The sequence below is a fragment of the Streptomyces anatolicus genome (assembly GCF_019400875.1).
In the GTDB taxonomy this organism is placed as follows: Bacteria; Actinomycetota; Actinomycetes; order Streptomycetales; family Streptomycetaceae; genus Streptomyces; species Streptomyces anatolicus.
Genome location: NZ_WMBF01000153.1, coordinates 1 through 13,786, shown reverse-complemented (window position 1 = coordinate 13,786; position 13,786 = coordinate 1). Strand labels below are relative to the sequence as shown.

Here is a 13,786-nt window from a genome sequence, read left to right as displayed (position 1 = left end):
CGATTATGCAGACCGGCGCTTCAACAGGCCATAACCGGTCACACGGACCACGATGGAGGGGGAGCACCCTCAGCCACAGGCGGAATCCGGACTCCCAGGAGGTGCCCATGTCGCAGGATGTCAGCGCCCGCCCCACAGGACAGGGCCCCGACCCCGCGCACGGTAAGGGAGCGAACGGGCACCCGCCCGGCGGCGTACTGGTCTCCATCGGCGCGCTGCTGCTCGGCATGCTGCTCGCCGCCCTCGACCAGACCATCGTCTCGACCGCCCTGCCGACGATCGTCAGCGAGCTGGGCGGCATGGACCACCTGTCCTGGGTCGTCACCGCGTACATGCTGGCCGCGACGGCCGCGACCCCGCTCTGGGGCAAGCTCGGCGACCAGTACGGCCGCAAAAAGCTCTTTCTGACCGCGATCGTCATCTTCCTGGCCGGCTCGGCGCTCTGCGGAATGGCGCAGAACATGCCCCAGCTGATCGGCTTCCGGGCGCTCCAGGGCCTCGGCGGCGGCGGGCTCATGGTGCTGTCCATGGCGATCGTCGGCGACCTCGTCTCACCGCGCGAACGCGGCAAGTACCAGGGACTCTTCGGTGCCGTCTTCGGGGCGACCAGCGTGCTCGGGCCACTGCTCGGCGGCCTGTTCACCGAGCACCTCAGCTGGCGCTGGGTCTTCTACATCAACCTGCCCATCGGCGTGATCGCGCTCCTCGTCATCGCCACCACGCTCCACATCCCGGTGCGCGACACCAAGCACACCATCGACTACCTCGGCACCTTCCTCATCGCCTCCGTCGCCACCTGCCTCGTCCTCGTCGCCTCCCTCGGCGGCACCACCTGGGAGTGGGGCTCGCCGCAGATCATCGGGCTCGCGGTGCTCGGCGTGGTGCTCGCCGCCGCCTTCGTGGCGGTGGAGCGCAAGGCCGCGGAGCCGGTGATTCCGCTGAAGCTGTTCCGGATCCGCACCTTCACCCTCTCCGCGGTGATCAGCTTCATCGTCGGCTTCGCGATGTTCGGGGCGATGACCTATCTGCCGACGTTCCTCCAGGTCGTGCAGGGCGTCTCGCCGACCATGTCGGGTGTGCACATGCTGCCGATGGTGGCCGGAATGCTCCTGTCGACCACCGCGTCCGGGCAGATCGTCAGCCGCACCGGCCGCTGGAAGGTCTTCCCCGTGGCGGGCACGGCCGTCACCACGCTCGGCCTGCTCCTCCTCCACCAGCTGAACGAGCACAGCTCCACGGGCGAGATGAGCGCGTACTTCTTCGTCTTCGGCCTGGGCCTCGGCCTGGTCATGCAGGTGCTCGTGCTCATCGTGCAGAACGCGGTCGGCTACGAGGACCTGGGCGTCGCCACCTCAGGCGCGACCTTCTTCCGCTCCATCGGCGCCTCCTTCGGCGTCGCGATCTTCGGCACGATCTTCACCAACCGGCTCGGCGACAAGCTGACCGACGCCCTCGCCGGGCAGCAGCTGCCGCCGGGGCTCAGCGTCAGCACCCTGGAGGCCGACCCGCGCGGCATCGCGCGCCTCCCCGCCGACCTGCGGCCCAGTGCCCTGCACGCGTACGCCTCGTCGATCACCGACGTTTTCCTCTACGCGGCGCCGGTCGCGCTCCTCGCCTTCGTCCTCGCCTGGTTCCTGCGCGAGGACAAGCTGCGCGGCTCGGTCACCGCGCCCGACCAGACGCAGACGCTGGCCAGCAACCCCGTCGAACGCTCCTCGTACGACGAGGTGGCGCGGGCGCTCTCGGTCCTCGGCACGAGGGAGGGCCGCCGGGCGATCTACGAGAAGATCACCGCGCGCGCGGGCTACGACCTGCTGCCCGCGGCCAGCTGGCTGCTCCTGCGCATCGCACGGCACGGCTCCGTCGAACCCGCCGTACTCGCCGAGCGCACCACCGTGCCGCTCACCGTCATCACGGCGGCGGCCCGCCAGGTCGAGGAGCGGCACCTCGCCGAACGCCAGGGCCTCGACATGTTCCTGACCGAGCAGGGCCGCGTGGTCGCCAAGAAGCTCGCCGAGGCCCGCGAGGAGTCCCTGTCCGAACTGCTCGGCGACTGGTGGGGCCCGCACCGCCCGACCGACCTCTCCCAGCTGGTCCGGGAGCTGAGCGGCGAACTGTGCGGCTCGGAGTCGGAGCGGCCGCACGACGGGTCCGGGGCGACGCGCCTGCGGGCCGTGTGAGATCCCGCGTACGACGACGGCGCCCCGCGAGCCGATTGGCTCGCGGGGCGCCGCTCTCGTGTCCGACTGTGCCGCCGGTCCCGGTCAGCTCTTGGGTGCGGCCTGCTGGACGACCTCGAACGACCAGACCGTGGACCCGGAGGCGGCGGGCTTGGGCCGCTCGCCACCGCCCTCGCCGCCACCCTGGTGCGCGGCCTTCATGGGGCCCTCCATCCACGCCTGGAAGGAGGCCTCGTCGCGCCAGCGGGTGTAGACGAGGTACTGGTCGGTGCCCTCGATGGGGCGCAGCAGCTCGAACCACTCGAAGCCGTCGGAGTTCTCCACCGCGCCCGCGCGGGACGCGAAGCGCTTCTCCAGGACCTCGCGCTGTTCCTCGGGGACGGTGAGTGCGTTGATCTTCACGATGCTCATGCGGCCATCCTGCCGTACGGCTCCGCGGCCCTCAGAGCCGCAGCAGGCGCTCGGCCGTCTCGCGGTAGTCGCGCAGGGCCAGGCGGAGCTGTTCGGTGTCGGTGGCCGAGGGCTCGGGGGCGACGGGGGCGCCCTCGGTGGCCAGGGCGCCGCCCGGTGCCATCCCGGCGGCCGGGGGCGTGTTGCCTTCAGGCGTGGTGCGTGCCGGTGTCGTCTGCCAGGTCGAGCGCAGCACGCGGCGGCGTTCGGCCAGCGTGTCCGTGAGGCGGGCGATGGCCTCCTCCAGGACGTGGTCGACCTCCTCGACCGAGCCGCGCGGGCCGTCGACGAAGCCGTTGACGGCGTTCTGGAGGCGCAGCGTCAGCTTGTCGCGCTCCTCGGGCGGGAAAAGTGTCGTGTCAGCCATGCTGGACGCCCCCTCGGGTGATGCCGGTCGAGCGCTTGCCGGACAAGTGCTTGCCGGAGCGCGCGGTGGAGTGGTCGTGCCGGTCGGAGATCAGGTCGTCGAAGAGCGCCCGCGCCTCGACCATGGCCTCGCGCATCTCCTCGGTGCCTGCCGGGCCCTGCTCGGAACCCGTCGTGTCGAGCGCCGCGCGGTGCACCCTGCGGTAGCCGTGGACGTGGGTGGCGTGGTGCACGGAGAGCGCGTCGAGCTGGTCCTCGTAGTGGCCGGCGTCGGGGAAGCCCCGGGCGCCCGCCACTTCGGCGATGAGCCGGTCCGCGTCGGCGACGGCCTCGCGCGGGGAGTCGACGAAGCGCTCCTGGGCGAGGTTCCAGCGGGCGGAGTACTGCTCGCGCGCCGCCGGGTCCAACGGCCGTACCTGCAGCGAGCCGTGTCGCTTCACACGCTCGCCGAGGTCGCGTTCGGCCGCTTTCGTGTCGCCGTCGTGCCGGGCGACCGCGCGGTCGTACTCGGGGCCGAAACGGCGCTTCAGGCTGTGGCCGCCGCCCGCGTTCCGCTTGCGGTTCAGCACGACGAACGCGCCGACGGCGAGGACGACGACGACCACGATCAGAACGATGATCATGACTGTGGACATGGAGTGGGTGCCTTCCCGGGGGGTGGGCCTTGGGATGCGAGGCGCGGTGTCGCCATCGCGCCTGTCCTGAAAGCGAGTTGCCCGGATGCGGGCGGCCAAACGCGGTGCGTGCGCCCCGAGGTGGCCTTAAGATGCCGCAGCGCGCGATGACCGACCACGCTCGCGCCGCCCCGAGTCGAAGGAGCGTACGTAGATGCTGGAGCTGACGATGGCCTCGGTGTCCGGGGCGGACGCGGGCGCGACCGCCGGGATGCTCATGGCCGAGGCGCCGAGTGCGCCGGGCGCGGTGCTGCGGGTGGGGCGGGACGCGGGCGTGTGCCGTCTGGTGACGCCCGGCGACTGGCTCTTCGTCTCCCGTACGCACCTGGAGTTCCGCTGCGGGCCCGACGGGGCGTGGTCGGTGACCTGGCTGCGCGGCTCGAACCCCGACCCCGCGTCGGAGGTGCGGGTGGTCTGCGAGGGCGCGGCGCGGCCCCTCGCGTACGGAGGGGCCGCGCCGCTGGCCCGGGGCGGCTCGGGCGAGGTGGTCATCCAGGACAGGTCGGGGCCCCGGAGTGTGAACGTGGGCTTCTATCACGAGGGTTGAGCCCACCGGCGTACGCGGCCGTCACTCCCGTACGCGGGCCAGCGCGAAGCCGTCGTAGCCCTTGGTGCCCACCGTCTGGATCGCCGTCGCCTCAAGGCGCGGATGTGCTGCCATGAGTTCGAGCGCGGCGCGGGTGCCGCGCACGTGCGGGTCCGGGTCGGCGGCGTCGGTGACGGCGCCGCCGCGTACGACGTTGTCGAGGACGATGAGGCTGCCGGGGCGGGTGAGTTTGAGCGACCACTCCACGTAGTGCGGGTTGTTGGCCTTGTCGGCGTCGATGAAGACGAAGTCGAAGGGCGCGGGGTGCTCGGCGTGCTCGGCGCCGAGTGCGGCGAGCGAGTCGAGGGCGGGGCCGACGCGGACCTCGGTGACCTTGTCGAGCCCGGCGCGGGCGAGGTTGGCGCGGGCCACGTCGGCGTGCTCCTGCTTGTGCTCCAGGGTGATCAGGCGGCCGTCGGAGGGCAGGGCGCGGGCCAGCCAGATGGTGCTGTAGCCGCCGAGTGTGCCGATCTCCAGGATGCGGCGGGCGCCCTGGGTCAGGGCGAGGAGGTGGAGCAGCTTGCCCTGGTTCGGGGAGACGCTGATCTTCGGCAGCCCGGCGGTGTCGCTGTCGCGCAGGGCGGCGGTCAGGGCGTCGTCGGCCGGGGCGAGGAGGCCGGTGAAGTATGCGTCTACGGAGTTCCACTGCGGTTGGCTCATGCGGGGTCCCTTCGGGCGTAGGGGGCGGGGCCGGTTGTCGGTGGCGTTATAACAGTCGGCCCGGGCCGTGGCTCGGCCTCGGGGCTCTGCCCCGGACCCCGCTCCTCAATCGCCGGAGGGGCTGAATTTGGCTCCCTCGCCCCGGAGGGGCTGGAATTCAGCTCCCGGAGCTTGCCGGTCGCTCCACCGCCGCCGGAGATCCCGGGAGCGGCTTGCCCGCGGATTCCGTCAGGTACCAGACCGCGATGCCGCCCACGACCGCCGCCGCCATCATGTAGTACGCGGGCATCATCTTGTCTCCCGTCGCGCCGATCAGCGCCGTCACCACCAGCGGTGTCGTGCCGCCGAAGACCGAGACGGAGATGTTGAAGCCGATGGAGAGCGAGCCGTAGCGGACCTTCGTGGGGAAGAGGGCGGGGAGCGTCGCCGGCATCGAGGCCGTGAAGCAGACCAGGAGCAGGCCGAGCGCCCCGAGGCCGAGGCCGATCGCCCAGAGCGAGCCCTCGCGGATCAGGAGCAGGGCGGGCAGGGAGAGGAGGAAGAAGCCCGCACAGCCCGTGGCGATCACCGGGCGGCGGCCCACCCGGTCCGTGAGCGCGCCCACGAACGGCTGGGCGCACATCATCAGCGCCATGACGCCCAGGATGACCAGCAGCCCGTGCGTCTCGTCGTACTTCAGCTCGCTGGTGAGATAGCTCGGCATGTAGGAGAGCAGCATGTAGTCGGTGACGTTGAAGACGAGGACCAGGCCCATGCAGAGCAGCAGCGCCTTCCACTGGCCCGTCACCATGTCGCGCAGCCGCACCTTCGCGCGGGCCTGCTCGTCCTTGTGCGCCTTCTCCAGCTCGGCGGCGAACGCCGGGGTCTCCTCCAGCCGCATCCGCAGGTAGAGGCCGATAAGGCCCATCGGGCCCGCGATCAGGAACGGGATGCGCCAGCCCCAGGAGAGCAGGTCGTCCGAGGACATCAGGGCCGTCATCAGGGTCACCAGGCCCGCGCCGCCGATGTACCCCGCCAGCGTGCCGAACTCCAGCCAGCTGCCGAGGAAGCCGCGCTTCTTGTCGGGGGAGTACTCCGCGATGAACGTGGAGGCACCCGCGTACTCGCCACCCGTGGAGAACCCCTGCACGAGCCGGGCCAGCAGGAGGAGCACCGGCGCCCAGACGCCGATGGTCGCGTAGGAGGGGATCAGGCCGATCGCGAACGTACCCGCCGCCATCATGATCATGGTGAGCGCCAGGACCTTCTGGCGGCCCACGCGGTCGCCGAGCGGACCGAAGACCATGCCGCCCAGGGGGCGGATCAGGAAGGCCGCGGCGAAGGCACCGAAGGTGGAGAGCAGCTGGGCCGTGGGGTTGCCCGAGGGGAAGAAGACCTTGCCGAGCGTGACGGCGATATAGCTGTAGACGCCGAAGTCGAACCACTCCATCGCGTTGCCGAGGGCGGCCGCCTTCACCGCGCGCTTGACCATCGCGGGGTCGGTGACGGTGGCGCCCGCGGGGACGTCCGGATTCACCATGTTCTGGGGCCCCCGGGCGGAATCGGGCTTTCGGGGGGCGACGGAGGTGGCGCTCGGCAAGGGTTCGCTCGCCCGCTTTCGGTCGACGACAAGGACGGGGCCGCCCGCGGAAGCCGGGGCGGCCCGAAAAGCGACCATAGGTGCATCAGCCATCATTACGGTCGGTGCCCGGGTGATCGCATACCGCGCCCAAAGGGTGGTTATCCAGGTCAAACGGCGTTTCGGGAAGCGGAAGGGGCGCCCCGCACTTGTGATCTATGTCGCGACTCCGGCCGGGAACCGCACCCCCGGACCCCGCGCCGGCCTCCGCCACAACAGAGGGCGCCCGCCGCGCGAAGGGTGTTTTCGGCCGGTTTCGGGTTGGATACGGCTGATAAAAGCCGATAGAAAGCGGTGTGGCCGTCAGGTGAAGCGGGGGTTGCGTGCGTCTCATTAGAGGGCCGACAGGGCCGGACAGGGCCGCAGGTGACGATCGGGCGGGAGGGCCGACGGGGCGTGGCGAACGTTGAGCACAGCGGACCGGGCAATGCCTTGGGCGCGGGGCAGGCCGACGGACCCGGGGCACGGACCGGAGCGGCCCGGATCGCCCTCTGGCTGATCGCCGCCTTCCTGGCGATCCGCCAGGTGACCGTCGTCCTGCGCACCCCCAAGGGCGAACGCCTCACCGACCTGGAGACCTGGATCGGGCCGAACGGCGTCCTGCACGTCAACGGCTCCCTCTACGACGCGGACAGATTCACCGGCCCGCCCTTCGCCGGCCTCGTACTCAAACCGCTCGCCCGCTCGGGGGAGCAGGCCCTCGGCTGGGCCTGGACCTTCGGCACCCTCGGCCTCGTCGTCGTACTCGGCCTGGTCGCCGCCCGCGCCCTGCCCCAGCCCGTCTCCCGGCGCACCTCGCTGCTCGCCGCCCCCGTCGCGATCAGCCTGCTGATCCTGTCGCTGCCGGTGCGCAACACCCTCTACCTCGGCCAGACCAGCATCCTGCCCGTCCTCCTCGTCCTGCTCGGCCTCTTCGCCGTACGCGGACAGCGGGCCAGTGGCGTCCTGATCGGCGTCGGCGCGGCACTTCAGCCGACCATGCTGCTCTTCGCCGGCCTCCTCTGGTTCACCGGCCGCAAGAAGGCCGCCGCGTCCACCGGCGCCGCCTTCGCCGCCTGCACCGCGCTCGCCTGGGCCGCGATGCCGCGCGACTCATGGACGTACTGGATCCACCACCTCGCCGGAGCGGGCCTCGGCGCGAGCCCGGACGCCAACGCCAACCAGTCCCTGCACGGCATGCTGCTGCGCTGCGGCCTCGAAGGCCCCCTGGAGACCGGGCTCTTCCTGCTGCTCGGCGCCGCCGTCGTCGTGCTCGGCCTGCGCCGCGCCGTGCGCTACGCCGAGGACGGGCAGCTGCTCCTCGCCACCGCGATCACCGGCTGCGTGGCGGTCGCCGTCTCGCCCGCGACCTGGCAGCACCAGCTCCTGTGGGTGCTCTTCGCCGTGGTCGGCCGGGTCGGCAGACGCCAGTCGGACCGGTACGTGTGGCCGGTGGCCGTCGTCCTCGTGTCGACGCTGCCCGCCAAGATGATGCTGCCGAACATGCCGGTCACCGAGCCGGTCCGCGACAACGTCGTGCTGATCGCCGCGCTCGCCGCCGCCGTCGCCGTGCCGTTCCTCTCCCGCGCCCACCCGCAGTACCGGCGTCCGATCCCCACCGAGTACGCGGCGCCCGTCCCGGCCCGCTGGAGCCGGGTGCCGCTGCTGCCGTTCTGGCGGCGCGTCCTGACCCGCCCGAACCTCCTGCTCGAACTCCTCCTGATCCGCGTCGGCTACTCCGCCTACCAGCAGGTCAGGCTCGCCGCCACCGGCGGCACCATCTCCGGGGGCCGGGCCAGGGCCGAGCACCACGGCGAACAGGTCCACGCGATCGAGAAGTTCCTGCACATCGACGTCGAGCACTGGTTCAACCACCTGACCGTGCGCACCGGCTGGATGGAGGACTTCTTCGACTTCTACTACACGTCGTTCCACTTCGTGGTGCCGCTGAGCGTCCTCGCCGTCCTCTACGCGCGCCGCCCCGCCGAGTACCGCTGGGCGCGCTCCGCGCTCGGCTTCGCGACCGTCCTCGCCCTCATCGGCTTCTGGGCCTACCCGCTCGCCCCGCCGCGCCTCATGCCCGACCTCGGCTTCATCGACACCGTGCACGGCGTGCAGGACTTCACCAAGCCGAACTACGGCACGCTGACCGACCTCACCAACCAGTACGCGGCGATGCCCTCGCTGCACTTCGGCTGGTCCCTGTGGTGCGGCCTGGTCATCGCGGTCATCGCGCCCAGGTGGTGGATGAAGGCGCTCGGCCTCCTGCACCCCTTCTTCACGCTCTGCGCGATCGTCGGCACCGGCAACCACTGGCTGCTCGACGCGGTGGGCGGCGCGGCCGTCGTCGGCGCGGGCTTCGGCCTCACCTACCTGCTCTCGGGGCCCCGGGTGAGCAGGCCCCTGACGGCGGCTGCCGGTGCGCCGCCGCCCGTCACCGACACGTCGAAGGACTCGGCGAAGGACGGTACCCCGAGCTGATCCGGTAGGTGCCGGGCCCGGGCACCGAGAGCCGCGTGAACTCGCCGTCCTGCCGCAGACAGGCCCCCTCGGCCCGCAGCCACGGCGAGTACACCAGGCGCACCATGACCGAGCCCCGGCGCGGGACGCGCACCACCACGTCGGAGCCCGTGGTGCGCACGACGGACGCGGGCTCGGAGACCAGCGGCACCGGGTCCTTCACCCGGAAGATCCGCCAGTTCTCGTCCTGCCACACCGGCTCCAGCCAGCGCGGACCGCTCGCCACGAGCGCCGCCTCGTCCTCGGCGAACCCGTCCGGCTTGCCCGAGGGCAGCACGACGTACCCCACGGCCCACCTGTCGAGCCACGCCCGGTAGGTGGCCGCCGAGAACGTCCCGTCGTAGAAGAGGCGGCCGCGCTCGATGTCGAGCTGGCGGTTCCAGCCGCGCGCCATGTTCACGTACGGGGCCAGGGCGGTGGCCTCGCGGTGGTTGCGGGCCGGGACGACCTCGACGCGGGTGCGGTCGGCGCCCAGGCTCTCCAGCGCCCGCACCACGCCGTGGGTGTCCACCGCCCACTTCGGCACCTTCGTGGACACCACCAGGTCGTCGAGGGTCTTCTGCACCACCCAGCCCGAGCAGAGCACCAGCGCCACCGTCAGCGCGATCCGGCGCGCCCGGTCGCGGCCGGTGGCGAACAGCGCCGCGAGCAGCGCGGCGGGCCCGACAAGCTCCGCGAGCCGCTCGACGTTGGTGCCGATCGGGGAGGGGATGAGATACGTGAGCACGGTCCCGACCGCGTAGACGCCCGCGCCCCAGCGCAGCACCCGCCACTCGCGGGGACCCGCGAGGATCAGCACGAGGGAGACCACCACGGGCGGGAAGATCCGGTCGAAGGGCATCAAGTGCTCGCCGGTGAACGGGAAGAGCACCGTCGTCGTCGCCACCACGAGGACGGGCGGCACGATGAGCAGGGCGGCGCGCGCCCAGTCGCGTACGAAGAAGTAGCCCGCCCCCGCGACCAGCAGGAAGAGGCCCGCGACCGGCGAACCCATGGTGGCGAGCGCCGCGCACACGGCGGCCAGGACCGCGCGCCGCCCCCGCGTGAGCGCCAGACAGGCCGCGAAGGCGAAGGCGATGCCGAGCGCGAACGTCGTGCGCCCCGATGCCACGTTGCACCACACGCCGAGCGAGGCGAGCACCGCCGGCCACAGGGGCCTGCGGATCCCGGTGCGCTCGATGAGCGCGGCGACCAGCCAGGCGCCCGCGACCCCGGAGAGGACGGTCACCGTCTTCACGCCGACGGCGGCCATCAGATAGGGCGAGATCAGGCTGTAGTTGGCGGTGTGCATGCCGCCGTACCAGAAGAGGCTGTACGCGGCCGTGCCGTGCTCGGACGCGAACCGCGCCCAGGCCTCCTGCGCGGCGAGGTCACCGCCGCCCGTCGCGAGGAACGCCGCCCACACCGCGTACAGGGGAAGGGTGGGGACGGTGGCGAGCAGCGGTACGCGGTGCCGTCGGCAGAAGGCCCGGAAGGAGGACTTCCGCTCCGCGGGCGCGCTGCCGGGCGGGGCGATCGAGAAGTCGGCGAAGACCACGGCCACCGTTTCCGTTCGAAGTCTTGGAGAGGCAAGGTTCACCTCTCCAGACGCGGCGCGCAACGGAAACGTTGGTTCCGTAAAGCGGGTGGCCGAGACCGAGCGGTCAGCCGCCGGTGACCCGCAGTTCCTTGACGCCGTTGAGCCAGGCGGAGCGGAGCCTGCGCGGTCCTGCCGCGAGCCGCAGGTCCGGCATGGCGTCGGCGATGGCGTGGAAGATGAGGTTGATCTCCAGGACCGCGAGGGACTTGCCGAGGCAGAAGTGCGGGCCGCCGCCGCCGAAGCCGAGGTGCGGGTTGGGGTCGCGGGTGATGTCGAAGGCGCCGGGGTTGTCGAAGACGTCGGGGTCGTGGTTGGCGGAGGAGTAGAAGAGGCCGACCCGGTCGCCCCGCTTGATCTTGGCGCCGCCCAGCTCCGTGTCCTCGGTCGCCGTGCGCTGGAAGGAGACGACCGGGGTGGCCCAGCGCACGATCTCCTCGGCCGTGGTGTCGGGGCGCTCGCTTTTGTACAGCTCCCATTGGTCCGGATGGGTGAGGAAGGCGTGCATGCCGTGGGTGATGGCGTTGCGGGTGGTCTCGTTCCCGGCCACCGCGAGCAGGATCACGAAGAAGCCGAACTCGTCGCCCGAGAGGTTCCCCTCGTCCTCCGCCGCCACCAACTGGCTGACGATGTCCTTGGCCGGGCACTCCTTGCGGGCCGCGGCGAGGTTCATCGCGTAACTGACGATCTCCAGGGCCGCCTCGGCGCCGATCTCCTCGGTGATGGCGTACTCCGGATCGTCGTACGCCGCCATCTTGTTGGACCAGTCGAAGATCTTGGCGCGGTCCTTCTGGGGTACGCCGATCAGCTCGGCGATGGCCTGGAGGGGCAGTTCGACGGCGACGTTCGTCACGAAGTCGAAGGTGCCGTCCGGGCCCGCCTGCTCAAGCGCCGCCGCGACGACGGAGTGGGCGCGCTCGCGCAGGGCGTCCTCCAGCGAGCGGATGGCGCGGGGCGTGAAGCCGCGCTGCACGATCTGGCGGACCCGGGTGTGCTCGGGCGGGTCCATGTTGAGCATGATCAGCTTCTGCGCGTCGATCTGGTCGCGGCTGATCCTCTCGTTGAAGCGGATGACGGCGGTGTTGAGGCTGGAGGAGTACAACTCCGGATGGGTGGACACGTACTTGACGTCCTCGTGCCGCGTGACGGCCCAGTACCCCGCGTCGTCGAAGCCGGACACACGTGGCCGCTGGGCGATCCAGCGCACCGGTTCGCTCTGCCGCAGCTGTGCGAACTCCGGGAGAGGCACGCGGTCTTGGAGCAGGTCCGGGTCGGTGAAGTCGAACCCGTCGGGGAGCGCTGGACAGGGCATCGGCAACTCCTGGCGTGAGCTGAGTTCTGACGTGCCGTCAGCAGGCTTGCCAGGCAAGGTAGTAACGGGTTCTACAAGAGGCAAGGCCCATGGAGGGGGCGGTTGGGTGCGCGCCCCGCGCAAGGTGCGTGCACGCCCCTTGCGGCGCCGGGGTCCCGCTCAGCAGACTGCTTGACAGAACTAGAACGCGTACTAGTTCCTCTCGCGAGCCGCCGGGACGGCTCGCGGGACATGGACGGAGAGGACCAGCCCCATGGCCGCGGAACCTGTCATCGTCGAAGCCGTACGCACCCCCATCGGCAAGCGCGCGGGCGCGCTCGCCAACCTCCACCCCGCCTATCTGCTCGGGGAGACCTACCGCGAACTCCTCGGCCGCACCGGCATCCACGCCGACTGCGTCGAGCAGATCGTCGGCGGCACGGTGACCCACGCCGGGGAGCAGTCGATGAACCCCGCGCGCACGGCCTGGCTCACCATGGGGCTTCCGTACGAGACGGCGGCGACGACGGTGGACTGCCAGTGCGGCTCCTCGCAGCAGGCCAGTCACATGGTGGCCAACATGGTCGCGGCCGGGGTCATCGACATCGGCATCAGCTGCGGTGTCGAGTCGATGTCGCGGGTGCCGCTCGGCTCCGGCTCCAAGCACGGGCCGGGCAAGCCGTTCCCGGACGAGTGGAACGTGGACCTGCCCAACCAGTTCGAGGCCGCCGAGCGCATCGCCCGCAACCGCGGCCTCACCCGCGAGAACGTGGACTCCCTCGGCCTCATCTCGCAGGAGCGGGCGGCCGTCGCCTGGTCCGAGGAGCGTTTCAAGCGCGAGACGTTCGCCGTCCAGGTGCCGACCACGGAGGAGGAGCAGGCCGCCGGGCAGGGCATGTGGCGGCTCGTCGACCGCGACGAGGGGCTGCGCGACACGACGATGGAGGCGCTCGCCGGGCTCAAGCCGGTCATGCCGACCGCCGTGCACACGGCAGGAAACTCCTCGCAGATCTCGGACGGGGCCGCGGCCCTGATGTGGGCGTCCAAGCGGATGGCGCGGGCGCTGAAGCTGAAGCCGCGGGCCCGGATCGTCGCGCAGGCACTGGTCGGCGCCGACCCGCACTTCCACCTGGACGGCCCGATCGACGCGACGCGCGCGGTGCTCGGCAAGGCGGGGATGTCCCTGAAGGACATCGACCTCGTCGAGATCAACGAGGCGTTCGCGTCGGTGGTGCTGAGCTGGGCGCAGGTCTTCGGCCAAGACCTGGAGAAGGTGAACGTGAACGGCGGCGCGATAGCACTGGGCCACCCCGTCGGGGCGACCGGAGCACGCCTCATCACGACGGCCCTGCACGAGCTGGAACGCAGGGACAAGGAGTGCGCACTGATCACGATGTGCGCGGGCGGCGCGGTAGCAACGGCGACGATCATCCAGCGCTTGTAGAAAGCGACTGGACCACAAAACGCCGGACGGGCGGGATATCCAGCCCGTCCGGCGTTTGAGGACGAACTCGGCGAAGCCGGTGATCTGACGGTGCGCAGATCCAGCGGCGCGATACAAGCCCGCTAAAGGCGCCCCCGCCAGCCTCAGTACCAGCCGTTGGCCTGCCAGTGGTTCCACGCACCGACAGGGCTGCCGTAACGCTCGTTCATGTACTTCAGGCCCCACTCGATCTGGGTCTCCGGGTTGGTCTTCCAGTCCGCGCCGGCCGAGGCCATCTTCGAGCCGGGCAGCGCCTGGACCAGGCCGTAGGCGCCGGAGGAGGAGTTCGTTGCGTTGACGTCCCAGCCGCTCTCGTGCGAGACGATCTTGTCGAACGCGGCGAACTGCGCGGGGTCCGAGATCTTCGCCTTGGCGATCGCCTTGGCGGAGGTCGGGGCGGCGG

The 13,786-nt window shown here is 71.1% G+C and carries 12 protein-coding genes; 4 read left to right on the top strand and 8 right to left on the bottom strand.

All coding sequences use genetic code 11. The annotated features are described in order from the left end of the window. The first annotated feature begins 107 nt into the window (after positions 1-107). On the top strand, positions 108-2,180 hold the full coding sequence (locus tag GKQ77_RS15965; protein WP_219689436.1) for an MFS transporter: 2,073 nt from the start codon (positions 108-110) through the stop codon (positions 2,178-2,180). Positions 2,181-2,264: 84 nt separating this feature from the next. On the opposite strand, the gene GKQ77_RS15960 is transcribed toward GKQ77_RS15965, so the two are convergent. From GKQ77_RS15960 to GKQ77_RS15950, 3 genes are read right to left on the bottom strand one after another with little or no spacing between them, the layout of a single operon-like run. Next, complete coding sequence (locus GKQ77_RS15960; protein ID WP_030777828.1) at positions 2,265-2,591, bottom strand: antibiotic biosynthesis monooxygenase family protein; 327 nt, start codon at positions 2,589-2,591, stop codon at positions 2,265-2,267. 31 nt (positions 2,592-2,622) lie between these two features. Further along, positions 2,623-2,997 carry a hypothetical protein gene (locus tag GKQ77_RS15955; RefSeq protein WP_219689435.1) on the bottom strand — a complete coding sequence of 125 codons (375 nt, stop codon included), beginning with the start codon at positions 2,995-2,997 and terminating at the stop codon, positions 2,623-2,625. Then, the gene (locus GKQ77_RS15950) at positions 2,990-3,631 is read right to left on the bottom strand and encodes a hypothetical protein (RefSeq protein ID WP_258021397.1); all 642 of its coding nucleotides are present in this window, start codon (positions 3,629-3,631) and stop codon (positions 2,990-2,992) included. The genes GKQ77_RS15955 and GKQ77_RS15950 overlap by 8 nt, the downstream gene beginning before the upstream one ends. A gap of 193 nt (positions 3,632-3,824) precedes the next feature. Between GKQ77_RS15950 and GKQ77_RS15945 the strand changes: the two genes are divergently transcribed. Further along, positions 3,825-4,217, top strand: a complete 393-nt coding sequence (locus GKQ77_RS15945) for an FHA domain-containing protein (RefSeq protein WP_219689434.1) — start codon at positions 3,825-3,827, stop codon at positions 4,215-4,217. Between the two features lie 21 nt (positions 4,218-4,238). Here the strand turns inward: GKQ77_RS15945 and GKQ77_RS15940 are convergent, their stop codons facing one another. Both GKQ77_RS15940 and proP read right to left on the bottom strand, forming a co-directional pair. Continuing rightward, complete coding sequence (locus tag GKQ77_RS15940) at positions 4,239-4,916, bottom strand: O-methyltransferase (RefSeq protein ID WP_219689433.1); 678 nt, start codon at positions 4,914-4,916, stop codon at positions 4,239-4,241. A 157-nt stretch (positions 4,917-5,073) separates the two neighbouring features. Next, positions 5,074-6,435 carry a glycine betaine/L-proline transporter ProP gene (gene proP / locus GKQ77_RS15935; RefSeq protein ID WP_258021396.1) on the bottom strand — a complete coding sequence of 454 codons (1,362 nt, stop codon included), beginning with the start codon at positions 6,433-6,435 and terminating at the stop codon, positions 5,074-5,076. A gap of 495 nt (positions 6,436-6,930) precedes the next feature. Here proP and GKQ77_RS15930 point away from each other — a divergent pair, with 495 nt between their 5' ends. After that, the gene (locus tag GKQ77_RS15930; RefSeq protein ID WP_219689432.1) at positions 6,931-8,994 is read left to right on the top strand and encodes a bifunctional glycosyltransferase 87/phosphatase PAP2 family protein; all 2,064 of its coding nucleotides are present in this window, start codon (positions 6,931-6,933) and stop codon (positions 8,992-8,994) included. Here the strand turns inward: GKQ77_RS15930 and GKQ77_RS15925 are convergent. Beyond that, entirely contained in the window at positions 8,948-10,570 is a 1,623-nt protein-coding gene (locus GKQ77_RS15925) for a DUF8823 domain-containing protein (protein ID WP_308117681.1), read from the bottom strand. The two genes, GKQ77_RS15930 and GKQ77_RS15925, sit on opposite strands and share 47 nt — an antisense overlap. Positions 10,571-10,676: 106 nt before the next feature. Beyond that, a complete protein-coding gene (locus GKQ77_RS15920; RefSeq protein ID WP_219689430.1) occupies positions 10,677-11,921 on the bottom strand; it encodes a cytochrome P450 in 1,245 nt (414 codons plus the stop codon). Between the two features lie 253 nt (positions 11,922-12,174). Here GKQ77_RS15920 and GKQ77_RS15915 point away from each other — a divergent pair, with 253 nt between their 5' ends. Then, positions 12,175-13,344 (top strand): steroid 3-ketoacyl-CoA thiolase, encoded by a 1,170-nt coding sequence (locus GKQ77_RS15915; RefSeq protein ID WP_219689429.1) that lies wholly within the window; start codon positions 12,175-12,177, stop codon positions 13,342-13,344. Between the two features lie 143 nt (positions 13,345-13,487). Here the strand turns inward: GKQ77_RS15915 and GKQ77_RS15910 are convergent. Then, positions 13,488-13,786, bottom strand: a 299-nt coding sequence (locus GKQ77_RS15910; protein WP_219689428.1) for an aggregation-promoting factor C-terminal-like domain-containing protein, incomplete at its 5' end; no start/stop codon positions are given.

What these genes read in the sequence shown, in the direction of transcription:
- GKQ77_RS15965 (WP_219689436.1), top strand. Translation starts at nt 108, where the DNA reads ATGTCGCAGGATGTCAGCGCCCGCCCCACAGGACAGGGCCCCGACCCC.
- GKQ77_RS15960 (WP_030777828.1), bottom strand. Translation starts at nt 2,591, where the DNA reads ATGAGCATCGTGAAGATCAACGCACTCACCGTCCCCGAGGAACAGCGC.
- GKQ77_RS15955 (WP_219689435.1), bottom strand. Translation starts at nt 2,997, where the DNA reads ATGGCTGACACGACACTTTTCCCGCCCGAGGAGCGCGACAAGCTGACG.
- GKQ77_RS15950 (WP_258021397.1), bottom strand. Translation starts at nt 3,631, where the DNA reads ATGTCCACAGTCATGATCATCGTTCTGATCGTGGTCGTCGTCGTCCTC.
- GKQ77_RS15945 (WP_219689434.1), top strand. Translation starts at nt 3,825, where the DNA reads ATGCTGGAGCTGACGATGGCCTCGGTGTCCGGGGCGGACGCGGGCGCG.
- GKQ77_RS15940 (WP_219689433.1), bottom strand. Translation starts at nt 4,916, where the DNA reads ATGAGCCAACCGCAGTGGAACTCCGTAGACGCATACTTCACCGGCCTC.
- proP (WP_258021396.1), bottom strand. Translation starts at nt 6,435, where the DNA reads ATGGTGAATCCGGACGTCCCCGCGGGCGCCACCGTCACCGACCCCGCG.
- GKQ77_RS15920 (WP_219689430.1), bottom strand. Translation starts at nt 11,921, where the DNA reads ATGCCCTGTCCAGCGCTCCCCGACGGGTTCGACTTCACCGACCCGGAC.
- GKQ77_RS15915 (WP_219689429.1), top strand. Translation starts at nt 12,175, where the DNA reads ATGGCCGCGGAACCTGTCATCGTCGAAGCCGTACGCACCCCCATCGGC.